The following is a 16,245-nucleotide window of genomic DNA, read 5'->3' on the forward strand; positions in this document are numbered from 1 at the left end:
CCTGTCGAAGTATCGATGAGTTCCTCGTGGGCACTTCGACAAGCTCAGTGACCGGCGGAGGTGCGCCCGGAACGTCCCGCTCCCTGAGCTTGTCGACGGGCATGTGCCCGCCTCTCGCCCTTCAGCTCGCCGGCAGCGCGACCCCGGTCGGTCGGCCCGAGACCGCGAGCAGGAGGTCCAGCGCGGAACCGCGGACCTCGGGCCCGTCACCCCAGCTCAAGCCGGTGTCGTCAGCGACGAGTCGGACACCCTGCCCGCGTTCTTTGCCGCCGCCCATCGAGACGCCCGTCCGAAGCTGATACTCCAACGCCTGGACGACAGCCGTCGTCGGGTAGCTCGCGCGAAGACCGAGCGGCCGGCGGATGTCCTCACCATGCACGATGGCTTCGACGAGTCTGGTCGCGAGGTTCGCCGGCGGCGTGCGGCTCAGCTCGGCGGCAGCGCCCAGGGCCGCAAGCGTCTCCGATGGCCGATTCCGCCGCTCCCGCTCGATGCCGCGTTCGTTGTCGAGGTCGAAGTCGAACCGTGCCGCGATGAGCCGGCGCGCGAACCCGAGGCGCGTCGTCTTCGCCGAATCGACGAGGTGTGCCACGACGTCGTGCACGTCCCATCCCGCGCAGAGGGACGGTGTGGCCCACTGCTCCTCGCTGAGCCCGGCCAGATCGGCGACGAGCTTCCGGCGTTCGTCATGGACGACCGCCCACACCATCCTCGGAGACACCGTCATCCGTGCCCTCCCTTTCACCGATAGTGCTGCTCGCCGAGCGCCGCCTTCGTGACGACGTCGACGATGCGAGCGGCCCGGACGGCGGGCGTCTTGATGCCGTTCAACCGGAAGAAGACCCGGAACCGTTCGGTGCGCCCCAGGGTGGCGAAGTATGCGGCCGCAGCCGGGTCGGCATCGAGTGCGACCTGGAGATCCGCCGGCATGACCGCGTCCTTCTGCCGGTAGGCAGCGTCCCACCGACCATCGGCCTGCGCCCGTTCGACCTCGGCGAGCCCACCCGGACGCATCCGCCCCTCCTCGATGAGCCGGGCCACGTGCTCCCGGTTGATCTGCGACCACGGACTGTTCTTCCGTCGCGGCGTGAACGCCTGCAAGGTGTAGTCGTCGTCGAGCCGCTTGCTCTGCCCGTCGATCCAGCCATGACACAGCGCCACGTCGAGTGCCTCCGACCACGTGATGCCCGGCGCCTTCGAGGTCTTCTTCCGCAGTTTCAGCCGCACCCCGTCGTCGCTCGGCGCGCCGACGAGGTAGGCCTCCCACTCCTCGAGCGTGAGGTCCAGGATCGGTTTCTCCTCGAAGCTCGCCACGTCAGCGAGCGTAGCGCGCACCACCCACGTCCCACAGGGTCCGACGCTGCGCAGGCTCTCACGCTGCACTGGGCACGCAGCCGGAATGGATAGGGTCGGAGCATGCTGATGAACGACGAGACACTGTCGCGCGCCGCCGACACCCTGCGCGCCTGGGCCCTCGACGAGGACCTCAAAGCACGGGTCCTCGCCCACCCGGAGGCCGCCGCCATCGCCCGACGGGTCGCCGTCCGGTACATCGCCGGTGACGACGCCGCTTCGGCGTTGCGACTCCTCGCAGCGAACGCCAGCCGTGGGCACCTCGGCAGCATCGAGCTCGTCGGCGAGTCCGTCCGCGACGCACGGATCGCCGACGAACAGACGGCGGAGTTCGTCGACCTCGCCCGACGCATCGGTGCGGCCGAGCAGACCGCCACGATCTCCCTCGACCTTTCGCACATCGGATCGGTGGTCTCCGCCGAACTCGGCCTCCGCAACGGCCTGACCCTCGCACAGGCGGCCAGGGACGCCGGCACCTCGATCATGATCTCCGCGGAGGGCTCAGACCGCACCGATCTCGTCCTCTCGATCTTCGAGCAGATCGCCGACCGGTTCCCGGAGACCGGCATCACCCTGCAAGCGAGACTCCACCGCACCCCGGCGGACCTCGAACGCGTACTCACCCGTCCCGGGCCGGTGCGCGTCGTGAAGGGTGCCTTCCTCGAATCGACGGAGGTGGCGCACCCGCGCGACGCCGCACCGATGACGGCGGCGTACATCGCGATGGTGACGCGTCTCGTCCGGGCCGGCCACCGCGTCAACATCGCCACCCACGACCCGCACCTGGTCGCGGCACTCGAGGGAGCACTCGGCGACGAACTGCGGCAGCCGCACGTGGAGTTCGAGATGCTCCAGGGGCTCGGCACGGCGTTGCTCGACGATCTCCGCCGGCGCGGATTCACCACACGCGAGTACCTCGTCTACGGACCCGAGTGGTGGCTCTACGTCCTCAACCGGATCGGCGAACACCCCGAACGCGTCATCGAAGCGATCGCGGACATCGGCGCGATCGCGGCACGCGTCTGAGGCTCACCCGCGCCCGGCTGACGCTCAACCGAGCGGGTCGGACTCCAGACGGTGGAAGTTGCGGTTCTGGTAGACGAGCGCCGGCGCGTCCGTCCCTGGCGGGATGACCTCGAGGACCTCGGCGATGACGAGCATCGAGCTGCCGGCCGGCACGGTCTGGACGATCCGGCAGCGCAGCGCGGCACGGGCACTCGGCAGGTAGGGCTCTCCGGTCGAGAGTCGCTCCCAGTGCTGCTCCGGCGTGAACCGCGGTTCGCCCGTCTTGGCGAACGCCTTCGCGACCTCGAGGTGGTGGTCCGCCAGGAGGTGCACGACGACGGTCCCCGCACTGAGGAGCCCACCGGCGGAACCCGTCGCACGGGTGACGGAGAACGACAGCATCGGCGGGTCGACGGCGACGGACGCCACGGATGACGCCGTCAGACCGACGTCGCCTCGATCGGTTGCGGCACTGATGAGCGCGACGCCGGCCGGGTGGTCGCGGAACGCCGCCTTGAACCCGTCGACGGTCGCGGCGTGGGCGAGGGCGTCGGGATCGGTGGACGGCGTGGTGGGAATGGTCATACTGCAACCGTAGAACCTCAATCGGCCTTGAGGTCAACCCAAGCAGAGGACTCCGAGGATGCCGGTGCCCGATGCACCGCGTCGACTCCTACCCGTGGGGAGTTATGCGGACAACCGCCGAACGGTCTCCCTGATGTACTCGGCGTGCGCGTAGATACTGTCGAGAGTCTCGAGTGGGTGCTTCGTCTCGACCTTGGCGTCATCGAACAACCCGAGGTACTTCTGCTTCTTGCCGTTGAACCAGAGTCGCGCGATGGGCTTGCGGTTGTTGTCGTCGAGCAGGATCGCGAAGTAGGACTTCGCATCGCGGTGCACGATCCGTTCGGGCTTCACTTCACTGCATGCGATGGCCTTCACGATCTGGTATCCCTCGAGTTCTTCGAGGGTCGTCTCGATCTCGGTGTCTCGATCAAGGTCGCTCTCCACCACTCCGGCACTCGCGACGGATTCAGCCGGCGCCTCGACCCCCAGTGGCGCGCTGTAGGACGCCCCGAGGGCGGTCTTCAGCCGATCGTTCACCTGTTCGTTGAGGAACTGCTTGGACGCTTTCGCGACGAGCGTCGTGAACTGGGTGCGAGCGTCCTGCGTGAAACGACCGTCATAGACCCGCGAGGTGAACAGACGGACGAAGTCCTCCTCGGGCTCGCGGAACTGCGCTGCGATCGACCGCTTGAGCGCGCCGACGTACTTCAACTCCTCAGCTGCGCTGATGACCGAGTCGAGATCGAAGATCTCTTTCGTCAGCTTCTGCAGCTCGGGCAGAAGCGTCTCGTCGATGTCCGCGAGATCGAGGACGAGGAACGGGCGATCGTCCATCTTGTTCGGAGAGTCGAGGTCGGTGTAGAAGTTGTACACCTCACCGTTGGTGAGCACCGCGATTCGTGCATTGGTCACGGAGAAGTATCGGAACAGCTGCGAGGCGTGCTCGATCTTCAGCGGTTCGGTGGACTTCTTGCATTCGATGAGGATCTGCACCTCGCCGTCACGCATGATCGCGTAGTCGACTTTCTCCCCTCGCTTGACCCCGACGTCGGCGGTGAATTCCGGGACGACCTCCATGGGGTTGAACACGTCATAGCCGAGGATGGTCGAAATGAACGGCATGACGAACGCGTTCTTCGTCGCTTCTTCTGTCTGAATGGCAGCCCGCTGATTGCGGACCTTCGTGGCCAACGCGGCGAGGCGCTCTTCGAACTCCATTGTTCCTCCTGGGTCAGGATCACCATAGTTGGTGCACCGACTCGATCCACGGAACTCGACGCGTCGCGCCGTCCAGCTACTCGAACATCTCCGCCAGGAGCTCATGCGGGTCCCAGTCGACCCGATGCTGCGACAGCCCCTCGGGCCAGAAGGTGACCCCGTCGTCGTCCCAGCAGGGCACGACATGCAGGTGGTAGTGCGGGACGCTCTGCCCGGCATCGACACCGGACGCACTCAACACGACGACCCCGGTCGCCCCGAGCGCCGCCCGCATCGCCCGACCCACCCGCTGGGCCAGGGCGGTCGTCGCCTGCAACGCCCGCGGATCCGCGTCGAGCAGACCGACACTGTGCGCCCGCGGCACCACGAGCGTGTGCCCCGGCGCGAGCGCCGACTCGGGCAACGGTCGGAAGGCGACCGCCTCGTCCTCGCGCTCCACCCAGACGACGCCGGCGGGCTCGTCACGCATCAGCTGACAGAAGGTGCAGGTGTCGGACATCACCCCATTGTCGCGGACGTGACCCGACGGTCGGGTCGCCCAGCCTGACCGCTGCGCCCCTCAGGACACGCGGTCGCGCGCGCGCCGGATCAGCCGCGGGCCGACGATCCACACCAGCCCGACGACGACGACCACTGCACCACCAGCCCCGAGCCGACCAAGCCGCCCCGGGGTCGCCGCAGCGTCACCGCGCGGTGGCGTCCGAACCGCTCTTGCGACGACGGACCAGGCGCGTGATCGCGTACAGGACCACACCCACCGCGACGATGATGCCGCCGCGCAACCACACCTCAGCGCTCTGCTGCGTGAGCAGGATGAGGCACGACAGCACCGCGAGCACCGGCAGGACCGTCCAAGCACGGAAGTGCGTGTGCTCGACCCGCTCGCGACGCAACACGAGCACCGCGATGTTCGTGCTGAGGAACACGATGAGCAGCAGGAGGACGACCGTCTCGGCGAGGGTGGCGATGCTGCCGGTCGCGGTGAGGACCATCGCGACACCCGTGGTGACGAGGATCGCGACCCACGGCGTCCCACGCTTCGGCAGCACCTTCGTGAACACGCTCGGAAGCAGCCCCTGCGAACCCATGCCGTAGGCGAGCCGGCTCGACATGATCATCGTGAGCAGCGCGCCGTTCGCGACGGCCACCAGGGCGATGAGGCTGAACAGCCATGCCGGGATGCCGACGCCGGTCGCCTGGATGACCGTCAGCAGCGGACCGGTCGATTCGCCGAGCTCGTCGGAGGGCACGGCGATCGAGGCCGCGGTGCCCACGAGCACGTAGAGGACACCGGCCGTCGCGAGCGCACCGAACAGCGCCTTCGGGTAGACGCGCGACGGATCCTTGACCTCTTCGATGACGTTCGCACTCGTCTCGAAGCCAACGAAGGAGTAGTACGCGAGCAGGGCCGCACCGAACACCGCGATGACGGGACTCCCGCCCTCGGCGAACTGCGTCGCGCGCCCGAGGTCGCCCTTGCCGCCGCCCAGCATGATCGCGACGGCGACCACCACGAGGACGAGCCCCGTGGTCTCGATCATCGTCATGACGAGGTTCGCCCGGACGGACTCCTTGATGCCGCGGGCGTTGATCAGCGCGATCACGATGAGGAACAGCACGGCGCCGAGGACCGGGGGCAGGTCGATGAAGGTCGCGAGGTAGTCGCCCGCGAACGCCAACGCCAACCCGGAGGCGCTCACGACACCCGCCGCGAGCATGCAGTAGCCGACGAGGAACGAGACCATCGGCCGCTTGTAGGCCCGCTCCGCGAAGACGGCCGAGCCGCCCGCCTTCGGATACTTCGTGACGAGCTCGGCATACGACGCGGCCGTGAGCAGCGCGAGCAGGAGGGCGACGATCATCGGCACCCAGGTGACCCCGCCGACCTCGCCCGCGATCTGCCCGATGAGCGCGTAGATCCCGGCCCCCAGGACGTCGCCGAGGATGAACAGGTAGAGCATCTTCCCGGAGATGTCGCGTTTGAGCGTGGAAGGAGGATCAGCCCTGGTGGTGTCGGTCGAGGTCATCCGCGCAACGGTACGGCAGCCGTAGAACCCCGTCCCGCGCTTGCTATCCCGTCGCGGTTGTGCGTCGGCGTCGGCGTCAGACGGACGTCACTGACGGGCGAGCCTGCGTGCCACCGCGATCACCGGTACAGCGACCACGGCGACTGACACCACCCGCGCGAACACCGACCGCTTCGGGAACTCGGCGCGCTTCCGATCGTCGGCCGTCGGTTCAGCCGCCTCCACGAGGTGCGTCCCGCCGGCGCCGCCCTCCGCGAGGTGCGCGAGCCGACGCAGGGTCTCGATGTTGCGGAGGTGCAGGCCGATGTCGAGCAGCCACACGGGGATCAGGGCGCCCGGCCCGGCGACGGCCTGTTCGTGGAGGTGGACGACGCAACCGCGCTCGTGCGGTTCCACCTCGACCGCGACGCGCGCCTCGCCGAGCGGCCAGCCCTTCGGCTGGATGACGAAGGCGTGCGGCGGGTCCCACTGCAACACGGTCGTCTCGTCGTTCAGCACGGCCGGCCAGACGCCGAAGGAGTGGTGCAGCTTCCCGCCGACGTGCGGCCAACGGTCGCCGACGTCGCGCATGCGTGACGCCCCCACCACCCAGGCTGGGAAGAGCCACCCGTCGGCGAGGACGGCGAAGACACGGTCGGGCGGGCAATCGAGGATGCGGCTGGTGTGGGACACGATGGTGTTCCTTTCGCTGAAGCAGGGACGAGGTCAGCAGGTCGTCGGCGCTCAATCCGGGGCGAGCGAGGGCATGCGGTCGCGTCCGAAGACGGAGCGGAGCGCACTGCGGGCCGCGTGCCACCCCGCGAGCCCATGGACGCCTGGGCCGGGCGGGGTCGAGGACGAGCAGAGGAATATGCCTGGGGTCGGCGTCCGCCATGGGTCGTTCGACAGCACCGGTCTCGCGACGAGCTGGGCGAAACTCGCGGCACCGGCCGCGATGTCGCCGAGCACGTAGTTCGGGTTGTACCGCGCCATGTCGCGGGCGGTCATCGACGCGGAGGTCAGGATCACGTCGCGGAAGCCCGGGGCGAACCGTTCGATCTGCCGGGTGATCGCCTCGGTCTGATCGAGCGCGGAGCCACTCGGCACGTGCGTGTACGCCCAGAGGACCTGCGCGTCACCCGGCGCACGCCCGGGGTCGCCGACGGCGGGCTGCGAGAGGAGGACGTAGGGCGACTCGCTGTGCCGACCGCGCGCGACGTCCCGCTCGGCCGCCGCGATCTCGGGTCGACTGCCGCCCAGGTGGAGGGTCCCCGCCTTCGCGAGTTCGGGGTTCGTCCACGGCACCGGACCGGACAACGCGAAGTCGACCTTCGCGACGCCGTCGCCGTAGCGGAAGCGGGAGAGACGCCGGAGGTAGGTGTCGGGAAGGCGGCTCCCCGCGATCTCGGCGAGCGCCTTCGGCGTCGTGTCGAACAGCACGGCGCGTGCTGTGGGGAGCTCGTCGATGGAGCGCACCTCGGTACCCGTGACGATCTCGCCGCCGTGGGCGAGGAGGTCCGCGGCGAGGGCGTCGACGATCGCCTGGCTGCCGCCGATGGGGATGGGCCAGCCGCGGGCGTGGGCGTAGGCCCCGAGGGACAGGGCTGCCGCCGAGGTGGCGAGGCTCGGCATCGGCCGGATCGAGTGCGCGGCCACACCGCTGAGCATCGCCGGGGCGGTGTCCTCGCGGAACCGGAGGTTCCAGGCGGGGCTCCCCTGTTCGAGCGCGCGCAGGCCGAACCTGGCGACCGTGACCGGGTGGCGGGGCACCTGGAGCAGCTTGCCGCCGGTGAACTGCGACACCCGGTCGGCGTCCGCGGCGAGCGGCCCCATGAGTGCGCGCCAGGCTGCGCCGTCACGGCCGAGCGCGTCGGCGGTGCGGTCGATGTCGCGGTAGGCGATGCCGGCGCGGCCGTCGTCGAGGGGGTGTGCGTAGGAGATCTCCGGCACCACGAGCTCGATCCGACGTTCGAGCTTGAAGGAGCGGAAGAACCCGGAGGCCAGCGCCATCGGGTGGACCGCCGAGCAGATGTCGTGATGGAAGCCCGGGAGGGTGAGTTCCGCGGTCCTGGCGCCACCACCGATGGTGTCGCCCCGCTCCACCACCTGCACGTGCAGGCCTGCCCGGGCGAGGGTCACCGCGGCGGCGAGCCCGTTCGGGCCGGCGCCGACGACGACCGCGTCGAACTCCTCCGTCGACCTGCGCATCCCTGCCCCCACGGCGGTCAGCGGCGCTTCGCCGCGCCGGTCACGAGGGCGACGCCCGCTGCGACGACGCCCAACGCGGTCGCGTACACGGCGGGACGGTGTCGGATCGCCCACGTCTGTGGACTCCACGAGTGCGCCTTGTCGCTGAACACCCCGCGAGCACCGTGATCGCCGGGGGCCGGCGTGTACACGTTGTCGGGCATGCGCGGGTCGTCCTTGTCGGGGGCGAGCTGCCCCGAGTAGCCCGTCCTGGCGAGGAACCAGTCGAGGAACGAACCGGCGAAGCGGTCGCCGAGGATGGTTCCGACGGTCGACTCCCCCACCCAGGTGCGTCGTCGGGGCTTGTCCGCGACGTCGGCGATGGCCGTGGCACCCACCTCGGGCTGGTAGATCGGCGGGACGGGCTGCGGGTGCTCGGGCAGCTGCGACTTCACCCAGCTGAACTGGATGGTGTTCAGGGCGGGCATGTCGACCGTCGAGAGCTTGACGGCACTGCCGGCGTGGATGAGCTCCGCGGTCAGGGACTCGGTGAACCCGCGCGCACCGAACTTGGACCCGCAGTACGCCGCCTGGAGCGGGATGCCGCGGTGCGCGAGCGCCGAGCCCACCTGGACGACGTGTCCGCGATCACGAGGCGCCATGCGCGAGAGCGCCGCGCGCGTGCCGTTGACGAAACCGAAGAAGTTGACGGCGACGGCGCGTTCGAAGTCCGCCGGCTCGGTCGTGAGGAAGTCACCGAACACCCCGACCATGGCGCAGTTGACCCACAGCTCGATCGGTCCGAGCTCGGCCTCGACGCGGTCCGCGGCCCGTTCGACCGCTTCCCGGTCGGCCACGTCGGTCGGCACGGCGAGCGCGCGTCGCCCGGCCTGCTCGACCTCGGCGATGGTCGCCGCGAGTCCGTCCTCACCGCGTGCCAGCACGGCGACGTCCCAGCCGCGCTTCGCGAGTTCCCGGACCGTCGCCCGGCCGAGCCCTGCCGTACCGCCCGTGACGACGGCGACGCCGCGGCTCACCGCACGAGCCGTTCGACGGCGGCGGAACACGGGGCTGAGGGGAATCGTGGGCTTGCGATGGTCTGGGGCATGACGCCACGTTAGGGGACGTCACCCGTTCGACGCCGCCCCTTGCATTCCCAGGGAGGGCGTTCGCGGTGGGCGTTCGAGGCGGGCGTTCCCACACTCAGCGCGGCGTCCGCGTGAACACGTAATGCACCACCCCGCTCGGCGATGCCGTCACCTCCACCGCGAACCGGTCCTCCAGCCCTTCGAGGCCGTCCCACAGGCGCACCCCGCGGCCGAGCAGGATCGGGACGACGACGACGTGGAGGTGGTCGACGAGGTCCGCCTCGAGGAACGTCCGGACGGTCGTGGGCCCACCACCGAGCCGCACGTCGAGACCGCCGGCGAGCGAGGTGGCGAGCGCCAACGCGTCGACCGGCGACAGCGCTCGGAAGAGGAAGGTCGTCTCCCCCACGACGAGGTCCGGTCGCTCGTGGTGCGTGAGGACGACCACCGGGCTGTGGAACGGCGGTTCCTCGCCCCACCATCCGCGCCAGCTCTCGTCCTCCCAGGGCCCGAGCTGCGGACCGAACTTGCGCCGACCCATGATCTCGACACCGATGCGGTCGCCCGTGGCCGACGCGAACGCGTCGTCGATGCCGCGGGTCCCGGCACCGACCGCCTCGGCCTCGTGGCCGGTCATCGCCACGAAGGTGTGCGTCGGCAGGAACCACTGCATCAGCCGGTGCTCGGCGTGGCCGAAGGGCGTCTCGAAGGACTGGCCCTCACCGGTCGCGAAGCCGTCGAGCGAGACGGCGAGATTGTGGACGCGGAGCTTCGTCATGGGCACACGGTAGTCCGGAACCGCCTCGCGCCCCACCCCCAGTCCAGACCACCCGCCGCGCCCGAGTAGCAGCTCGACGACGGAAAGGCAAGAGCGCGCCGAGCGGCTGAACGGGAACGACACTCGAAGGAGGGCACGGCGGTCCGACGACCGGTCGACGCAGCCGGCCCGCCTGACATCGGGTGCCACGACGCGCCCAGAGAGGAGATGCTCGTGTTCACCGAGCTCGACGAATTCCTACGCGGCATGGAGTACCCCTGCCGCCCCAGCGACCTGACGCGTGAGGCCCGCCGCGACCTGCTTCCGACCCATCTGGTGGAGGCGCTCCGCTCGCTCCCCGAGCGCAGCTACACGAGCCGCTGGGACGTCCTGCACCGCACCTCGATCGCGGAGGCGCTGCCGATCGGCGTCTGAGCCGCGAGCTGGACATGGGAGAGGCACCGGTACACGACCGGTGCCTCTCCCGTTCCGCGTCACTGGCTGGCGGCTGCGCGCCAATCGTGTGCCGTGATGTGCGATCCGGCCTGCGGTCCCATCAGGAGCATGCCGCCGTCCACGGGGATGGACACCCCGGTGAGGTAGCTGGAACCCGGCGACGCCAGGAACGCGATGACGGAGGCGATCTCCCGCGCATCGCCCGGGCGGCCGACGGGGATGCCGGGGCGCTCGGTGTCGTGCGGGTCCTCGTCGGTCTGACCCGTCATCGGCGTCGCGATCTCCCCCGGGGCGACCGAGTTCACCGTGATGCCGTACGGGGCGAGTTCGACGGCGGCCGTCTTCACGAGACCGCCGAGTCCGTGCTTGGCGGCGTCGTAGGCGGTGGATCCGACGCGTGGCTGGTGCTCGTGCACACTCGTCACGGCGATGATCCGTCCACCGGCGCCACCCTCGGCGAGGTGTCGGGCGGCGCGTTGCATGCAGACGAACGCGCCGTCGAGGTCCGCGGCGACGACCTGGCGCCACTCCTCGAGCTCGATCTCGAGGAACGGCGTCGAGGCACCGGTTCCGGCGTTGTTCACGAAGACGTCGAGTCCGCCGAGCTCCGCGACGAGCCGGTCGACGACGTCACCGCAGGCGGTGAGGTCGGTGGTGTCGAGCTGGGCGACGACGGCGCGGCGACCGAGCGCACGGACCTCCTCGGCGGTGGCGTCGGCGCCCCCCTCGTCCGTGTGCCACGTGATGCCGACGTCCATCCCGGCTTCGGCGAGCGCGACGGCGGCGGCGCGGCCGATGCCCGAGTCGGAGGCGGTGACGATGGCCCGGGTGGGCGAGAAGGCGAGGTCGAGACGGTTGGGTGGGGTCGGGGTGTCAGTCATGCCGACACGGTAGATCGCTCGTCGTGTCCGCATCGCAGGCTTGCGATCGGGCTCGGGGTGTTGCACCACTCGTGCCTGGACGACGGTTTCGCAACCCCCCTGGGCTCCGTGGCGCTCCCGCGGACTCGGGCCTACCGTTGGAGGAGGGGTGGGCGGACTGGAGGACCCATGGGCAAGATGATCTACGACGCCGACGTCAGCGTGACGTTCGACGACCGGGTGCTCGCGCACCTGCAGCACGTGATCGGCGCGAAGCTGCGCCGCGGTGAAGGGTTCTACTTCGGCTGGAAAGACGACCCGCGAGCGGGCGACGGCCGCTCCACGATCTGGTTGCACCCGGCGATGTCGCTGCGGTTCAAGTACGCGGGCAGTGTCCCGGTCGAATTGAACCGTGCCTGGCTCGAAGCGCTCGCGATCAGCGCGGACTCGACGCACGGGCTCGTCCTCGTGCCGGAGCCGGGACCGCGCGTCTGAAGCACGCAAACGACAGCGGGCCGACGGTTCTCCGTCGGCCCGCTCTCCTGTGTCGAGTGCTCTCCGCAGCTCACATCGAGCGTTGGTCGAACTCCAGGTCGTCGATGTCGGTCAGCTCCGTCGCCCATTCCGGTCTCGCCGGTTGCAGCTCGGCGGTGCGCTGTTCCAGCTCGACGATGGTCGCTTCGTCGAGCGGCTCCTCCGAGGCGTTCTCGACGGGCGTCGAGAACAGCTGACTCGTCGGGCCGATGAGGAGGTGCGCGAAGCCGATGCTCCCGCCCTCGTTGATCGTCGGCACGGTGATGATGTCGGACTCGCCGGACTGGGCGAGGGCGCGGGCATACCGCAGCAGTGCTTTGCAGGTCTGGTCGGCCATCAGCAGATAGCCGCTCGAGTAGTACAGCTTTCTCATGCGACCATTGTCGAAAACCGCGCGGCGACGCGGCAGTGGTTGAATCCTGGACCGGAAAGGTATACCGGCGGTGGGTCGCGCGCCGTGCGCTATCGTCTGGGCATGACCGACAGCGACCAGACTCCGCACACGCACGACGAGAACCGCCACGACCAGCTGACCACGGCCCCGAACGCGACCGAGGCGGACGCGGCTCCCCGCATCGACGTCACCGATCAGGGCGACGGCGTCACCCGGATCGACATCCGCGACGACGCGGCGGTCCGCCCGGGTGCCGACCCCGAGGACACCGACGAGGCCTGAGCCACGACCCTCAATACGACGAAGCGCCGCCGACCCTCGGGTCGGCGGCGCTTCTCGGTCGTGCGGGCGCTCCAGCTCAGTGGCCGTCGGCGTCGTGCAGTGGTGCGGCGTCCGGCTGCTCGAGCACGTCCGGCTCGTCCTCGGTGTCCTCGCCCGTCGGCTCGTCAGGGATCTCGGTGGGAGGGGTGCCCGCGACCATGTCGGGGTCGGTGCCCAATGCGTCTGCTCCGGTGAAGTCGCTCATGTCGCTCCTGCTTTCCTGTGGTGGTGGTTGTGGTGTGGTGCTGGTATCGGTCTGGTGCGCGTCAGGCGACGACGACGTGGAGTCCGCCGGTGATCTCGATCTCCTCGAGCATCTCGGCCGCCATCCGCTCGTCGATCGGCGGCTCGAATTCGGCGTCGAAGGCGAACACGATCGGTTGCTCGGGCGAGACGGTGACGGGTTCGGAGGAGTGGAACCGTCCACGGTGGAGCTGCAGGCGGAAGGACTGGTCATCGAGCATGCGCGTCAGGATCACGTGTTCGAGCTGGGCGAGCGTCTGATCGTCGACCTGTGATCGGAGCGCACCGAGGCGTAGGAATCCCATCGTCAGCTCCCCTCTCAGGTGTGCCACGCTAGCGCGGCATGCGCGGGCTGCAGGGGCCATTGCGCGGAAGGGCCGAGGGGCGGACAATGCGCGCAGGCCGCCTGACCAGTCGGTCGACCGAAGGGGTCTGTGGATAATCGGGCGAACCCCTCGGATGTCTCGTATCCTGGTTGAGCGCCCATCCGACCCGGACCCCGTCGGAGCGCGCTCAGATGTCGGCCATCCGCGCCGACGGCTGTCTCCCGGGGTCGGAAGTCGAGGGTTCCCATGGGACAACTGGTGTATGGCACGGGCGACGCTCGCGTGCGTCTCGACGACCGCATGCTCGCCCACGTCAAGACGATCGCGCTGATGAAGCTCCGCCGGAACGAGTCGTTCGCCCTGACGGTGCGACAGGACTCCACCACCGAGGGGCGGACGACGCTGTGGCTGCACCCCGCGATCGCGCTGCAGTTCTCCTTCGACACCGACGAGGTCGGCGAGATGGACCGCTCCCTGCTCGAGTCGTTCATGCACGAGGCGAACACCGGCGAAGTCGTCGTGCACGCGTCGAGCGAACACGACTCCGCCGCCCGGTCGGAGTGACCTCGGCGGCGGTGCCGCGCGCTCAGCTGTTCCGGAGCATCGAGACGAGTTCGCTCTTCCGCTTGCCGGAGTAGCCGCTCAGCTGTTCCGGAGCATCGAGACCAGTTCGCTCTTCCGCTTGCCGGAGTAGCCGCTCAGGCCGATCTCCTTCGCGCGGTCGCGGAGTTCGGCGACCGTCCAGTCCTCGTACGAACCGGACTCGCCGCCTTTCTCGCCGATCTTCGAGCGGCCCTGTTTCGCCGCGGCGTTCGAGATGCGCGCGGCCTTGCTCTTGGACGCACCGTCGTCTCGGAGCTTCTCGTAGAGTTCAGGGTCCTTCAGTGACGGGTTCTGCTTCTCCGGCATGTCGTCCCTCCCGGTGATTCCAGCTGATCTGCCAGCAGACTACGCCTGCTCGCCCAGGAACCAGTCCCTGGGGTGCTGGTCGGCGGTCGGCGGGGTGCGCTCGATCGTCGGACGCGCCCACTCGGCCGCGTTCGCCAGCACCCGACGGATGTCGGGGTGGTGGTAGACCGGGTACTCCTGGTCGCCGGGCGAGAAGTAGAAGACCCGCCCACGCCCGCGGAGGTAGGCGACACCCGAGCGGAACACCTCGCCGCCGGCGAAGGTGGAGAGGAACACCTCCTCATCGGGCCGCGGGATGTCGAAGTGTTCGCCGTACATCTCCTGCCGGTCGATGACGATCGGGTGCGGGACCCCCTGGGCGATCGGGTGGTCCGGCAGCACGGTCCACACCAGTTCGCGCTCGCCGTCGTTGCGCCACTTGAGCGCGCACGTCGTGCCCATCAGGCGCTGGAAGACGCGGGAGTAGTGACCGGAGTGCAGGACGACGATGCCCATCCCGGCGTGGACATGCCTGACGACGCGCTCGACGACCTCGTCCGACACCTGGTCGTGGGCGATGTGGCCCCACCAGAAGAGGACGTCGGTGTTCGCGAGCGCCTCCTCCGTGAGCCCGTGCTCCGGCTCCTGGAGCGTCGCCGTCGTCACGCTGACGGCCTCGCCGAGCGACTCCTCGAGTCCGTCGGCGATGACCCGGTGGATGCCGTCGGGATAGTGCCCGAGGACGACCGCGTCGCCGCGGGACTCGTGGACGAACTCGTTCCAGACGCGGATGCGGATGGGGGACGTGGTGCTCATGCGGGGACCTCCAGTTCGTGCCCGGCGGCGGCCGAGGCGTAAGCGGCGTCAATGACGCGGCTGCGGTGCAGGGCGTACTCGCCGTGGTGACCGGCGAACCGCAGCTCGCCACCGGCGGACTCGCCCGCACGGATGGTCTCGAGGAACTCCGCGATGACCGACTGATGGTGACCGGACGGCACCTGCACGGCGGGTCGCTCGATCGTCGGCGCGCCGGCCACGTCGCGGTAGATCGTCACCGTGCCCTCGGTGTTGTAGTTGTCGACGTGGAGGCGGACGCCGCCCTCGGACCCGAGGAGCTCGACCGAGATGTCCTCATGGGCCTTCGAGTAGGACGCCCACGACGCCTCGAGGTGCAGGCTGCCGCCGTCCTCGAAGCGCAGGAGGGCTGAGGCGAAGTCCTCGACGTCGAACGCGTGCGTGGACCGGCTCGAGACCGGACCGCCGCCCGAGGAGCCACCGCGACCGGCGCGGCCGAGCTCGTTGTAGGCGACCGCGGAGACGTGCGTCACGCGCGGTTCGCCGAGCAGCGACAGGGCGATGTCGAGGACGTGCGAACCGAGGTCGATGAGCGGTCCGCCACCCGCGGCCGCCTTGTTCGTGAACCAGGAGTCGATCCCGGGTACGCCCTGCCGACGCAGCCAGGAGGCGCGCGAGTGGTAGACACGGCCGATGGGCTCCTCGGCGAGGTAGCGGGCGAGGTAGGCGACGTCGGCGCGACGGCGGTGGTTGTAGGCGACCTCGAGCACGCGGTCGGCGGCCGTCGCCGCCTCCACCATCTCGGCGGCGAGGTCGGCGGTGGTCGCGAGCGGCTTCTCGCAGAAGACGTGCTTGCCGCTGCGGAGTGCGGCCACGGCGATCGGGTGGTGCAGGGCGTTCGGCACGCCGATCGAGACGATGTCGAGGTCGTCGCGGGCGACGAGGTCCTCCCAGTCGGCATACGTGTCGGGGACGCCGCGGCTCTCGGCGAGCTCGGCGAGCCTGGTGGGTTCCTGGCCCGACAGGGCGACGACCGTCGCGCCGGGGAGGGCGGTGAAGGCGTCGAGGTGGGTGGTGCCGGCGAAGCCGAGGCCGATGACGCCGACCCGGAGGTCCGGAGCCTTCGACGGTGACGTGGTGGTGCTCGTGTCCATGCTCGGGCGGATCCTTTCGGGGTGCGGATGCCGGGCACGGAGTCGTGACCGGCGGTGGTCGACCTTCGCCACTAAATATAGCGACCATATCTA

Annotated in this window: 22 protein-coding genes; 5 read left to right on the top strand and 17 right to left on the bottom strand. The window is 69.5% G+C overall.

Annotated features, from left to right (window positions below):
* Window positions 1–121: 121 nt before the first annotated feature.
* Both ASF68_RS08425 and ASF68_RS08430 read right to left on the bottom strand, forming a co-directional pair.
* Entirely contained in the window at window positions 122–727 is a 606-nt protein-coding gene (locus ASF68_RS08425) for a maleylpyruvate isomerase family mycothiol-dependent enzyme (RefSeq protein ID WP_056009255.1), read from the bottom strand.
* A gap of 14 nt (window positions 728–741) precedes the next feature.
* Window positions 742–1,314, bottom strand: coding sequence for a YdeI family protein (locus tag ASF68_RS08430; protein ID WP_082498542.1), 573 nt, complete (start codon window positions 1,312–1,314; stop codon window positions 742–744).
* Window positions 1,315–1,416: 102 nt separating this feature from the next.
* Between ASF68_RS08430 and ASF68_RS08435 the strand changes: the two genes are divergently transcribed.
* Window positions 1,417–2,379 (top strand): proline dehydrogenase family protein, encoded by a 963-nt coding sequence (locus ASF68_RS08435; protein ID WP_200936398.1) that lies wholly within the window; start codon window positions 1,417–1,419, stop codon window positions 2,377–2,379.
* Window positions 2,380–2,403: 24 nt separating this feature from the next.
* Here ASF68_RS08435 and ASF68_RS08440 read toward each other — a convergent pair whose 3' ends face one another.
* The 8 genes from ASF68_RS08440 to ASF68_RS08475 all read right to left on the bottom strand — a co-directional run bounded on the left by ASF68_RS08440 (window position 2,404) and on the right by ASF68_RS08475 (window position 10,202).
* The gene (locus ASF68_RS08440) at window positions 2,404–2,943 is read right to left on the bottom strand and encodes a flavin reductase family protein (RefSeq protein ID WP_056009257.1); all 540 of its coding nucleotides are present in this window, start codon (window positions 2,941–2,943) and stop codon (window positions 2,404–2,406) included.
* Between the two features lie 102 nt (window positions 2,944–3,045).
* On the bottom strand, window positions 3,046–4,143 hold the full coding sequence (locus ASF68_RS08445) for a type I restriction endonuclease (RefSeq protein WP_056009259.1): 1,098 nt from the start codon (window positions 4,141–4,143) through the stop codon (window positions 3,046–3,048).
* A 76-nt stretch (window positions 4,144–4,219) separates the two neighbouring features.
* The gene (locus ASF68_RS08450) at window positions 4,220–4,642 is read right to left on the bottom strand and encodes an HIT family protein (protein WP_056009261.1); all 423 of its coding nucleotides are present in this window, start codon (window positions 4,640–4,642) and stop codon (window positions 4,220–4,222) included.
* A gap of 184 nt (window positions 4,643–4,826) precedes the next feature.
* A complete protein-coding gene (locus ASF68_RS08455) occupies window positions 4,827–6,170 on the bottom strand; it encodes an APC family permease (protein ID WP_056009263.1) in 1,344 nt (447 codons plus the stop codon).
* A gap of 87 nt (window positions 6,171–6,257) precedes the next feature.
* Complete coding sequence (locus ASF68_RS08460; RefSeq protein ID WP_082455952.1) at window positions 6,258–6,842, bottom strand: SRPBCC family protein; 585 nt, start codon at window positions 6,840–6,842, stop codon at window positions 6,258–6,260.
* 51 nt (window positions 6,843–6,893) lie between these two features.
* Window positions 6,894–8,357, bottom strand: coding sequence for an NAD(P)/FAD-dependent oxidoreductase (locus ASF68_RS08465; protein ID WP_056009265.1), 1,464 nt, complete (start codon window positions 8,355–8,357; stop codon window positions 6,894–6,896).
* A 17-nt stretch (window positions 8,358–8,374) separates the two neighbouring features.
* Window positions 8,375–9,373, bottom strand: coding sequence for an SDR family oxidoreductase (locus ASF68_RS08470; RefSeq protein WP_056009267.1), 999 nt, complete (start codon window positions 9,371–9,373; stop codon window positions 8,375–8,377).
* A 166-nt stretch (window positions 9,374–9,539) separates the two neighbouring features.
* Window positions 9,540–10,202 (bottom strand): dihydrofolate reductase family protein, encoded by a 663-nt coding sequence (locus ASF68_RS08475; RefSeq protein ID WP_056009269.1) that lies wholly within the window; start codon window positions 10,200–10,202, stop codon window positions 9,540–9,542.
* Window positions 10,203–10,415: 213 nt separating this feature from the next.
* On the opposite strand from ASF68_RS08475, the gene ASF68_RS08480 reads away from it, so the two are divergent.
* Window positions 10,416–10,616, top strand: a complete 201-nt coding sequence (locus tag ASF68_RS08480; protein WP_162235747.1) for a DUF2795 domain-containing protein — start codon at window positions 10,416–10,418, stop codon at window positions 10,614–10,616.
* Window positions 10,617–10,675: 59 nt separating this feature from the next.
* On the opposite strand, the gene ASF68_RS08485 is transcribed toward ASF68_RS08480, so the two are convergent.
* Entirely contained in the window at window positions 10,676–11,518 is an 843-nt protein-coding gene (locus tag ASF68_RS08485; RefSeq protein ID WP_056011627.1) for an SDR family oxidoreductase, read from the bottom strand.
* A 168-nt stretch (window positions 11,519–11,686) separates the two neighbouring features.
* Here ASF68_RS08485 and ASF68_RS08490 point away from each other — a divergent pair, with 168 nt between their 5' ends.
* Window positions 11,687–11,992: a hypothetical protein gene (locus ASF68_RS08490; RefSeq protein WP_056009273.1), complete on the top strand. Its 306-nt coding sequence runs from the start codon at window positions 11,687–11,689 to the stop codon at window positions 11,990–11,992.
* A 70-nt stretch (window positions 11,993–12,062) separates the two neighbouring features.
* Here ASF68_RS08490 and ASF68_RS08495 read toward each other — a convergent pair whose 3' ends face one another.
* On the bottom strand, window positions 12,063–12,404 hold the full coding sequence (locus ASF68_RS08495) for a hypothetical protein (protein ID WP_056009275.1): 342 nt from the start codon (window positions 12,402–12,404) through the stop codon (window positions 12,063–12,065).
* Between the two features lie 102 nt (window positions 12,405–12,506).
* Between ASF68_RS08495 and ASF68_RS08500 the strand changes: the two genes are divergently transcribed.
* A complete protein-coding gene (locus tag ASF68_RS08500; RefSeq protein WP_056009277.1) occupies window positions 12,507–12,707 on the top strand; it encodes a hypothetical protein in 201 nt (66 codons plus the stop codon).
* Window positions 12,708–12,783: 76 nt separating this feature from the next.
* Here the strand turns inward: ASF68_RS08500 and ASF68_RS18710 are convergent, their stop codons facing one another.
* Entirely contained in the window at window positions 12,784–12,951 is a 168-nt protein-coding gene (locus tag ASF68_RS18710; RefSeq protein ID WP_157579867.1) for a hypothetical protein, read from the bottom strand.
* Window positions 12,952–13,012: 61 nt separating this feature from the next.
* On the bottom strand, window positions 13,013–13,294 hold the full coding sequence (locus tag ASF68_RS08505; protein WP_056009279.1) for a hypothetical protein: 282 nt from the start codon (window positions 13,292–13,294) through the stop codon (window positions 13,013–13,015).
* 267 nt (window positions 13,295–13,561) lie between these two features.
* Here ASF68_RS08505 and ASF68_RS08510 point away from each other — a divergent pair, with 267 nt between their 5' ends.
* Window positions 13,562–13,879, top strand: a complete 318-nt coding sequence (locus ASF68_RS08510) for a hypothetical protein (RefSeq protein ID WP_056009281.1) — start codon at window positions 13,562–13,564, stop codon at window positions 13,877–13,879.
* A 78-nt stretch (window positions 13,880–13,957) separates the two neighbouring features.
* Here the strand turns inward: ASF68_RS08510 and ASF68_RS08515 are convergent, their stop codons facing one another.
* The 3 genes from ASF68_RS08515 to ASF68_RS08525 are packed head-to-tail and all read right to left on the bottom strand — an operon-like array spanning window position 13,958 to window position 16,152.
* Complete coding sequence (locus ASF68_RS08515; protein WP_056009283.1) at window positions 13,958–14,224, bottom strand: Rho termination factor N-terminal domain-containing protein; 267 nt, start codon at window positions 14,222–14,224, stop codon at window positions 13,958–13,960.
* 39 nt (window positions 14,225–14,263) lie between these two features.
* Entirely contained in the window at window positions 14,264–15,019 is a 756-nt protein-coding gene (locus ASF68_RS08520; protein ID WP_200936399.1) for a ThuA domain-containing protein, read from the bottom strand.
* A complete protein-coding gene (locus tag ASF68_RS08525; protein ID WP_056009285.1) occupies window positions 15,016–16,152 on the bottom strand; it encodes a Gfo/Idh/MocA family protein in 1,137 nt (378 codons plus the stop codon). Before ASF68_RS08525 ends, ASF68_RS08520 begins: the two co-directional genes overlap by 4 nt.
* Between the last annotated feature and the right edge of the window lie 93 nt (window positions 16,153–16,245).

The organism is Plantibacter sp. Leaf314, assembly GCF_001423185.1.
Lineage (GTDB): Bacteria > Actinomycetota > Actinomycetes > Actinomycetales > Microbacteriaceae > Plantibacter.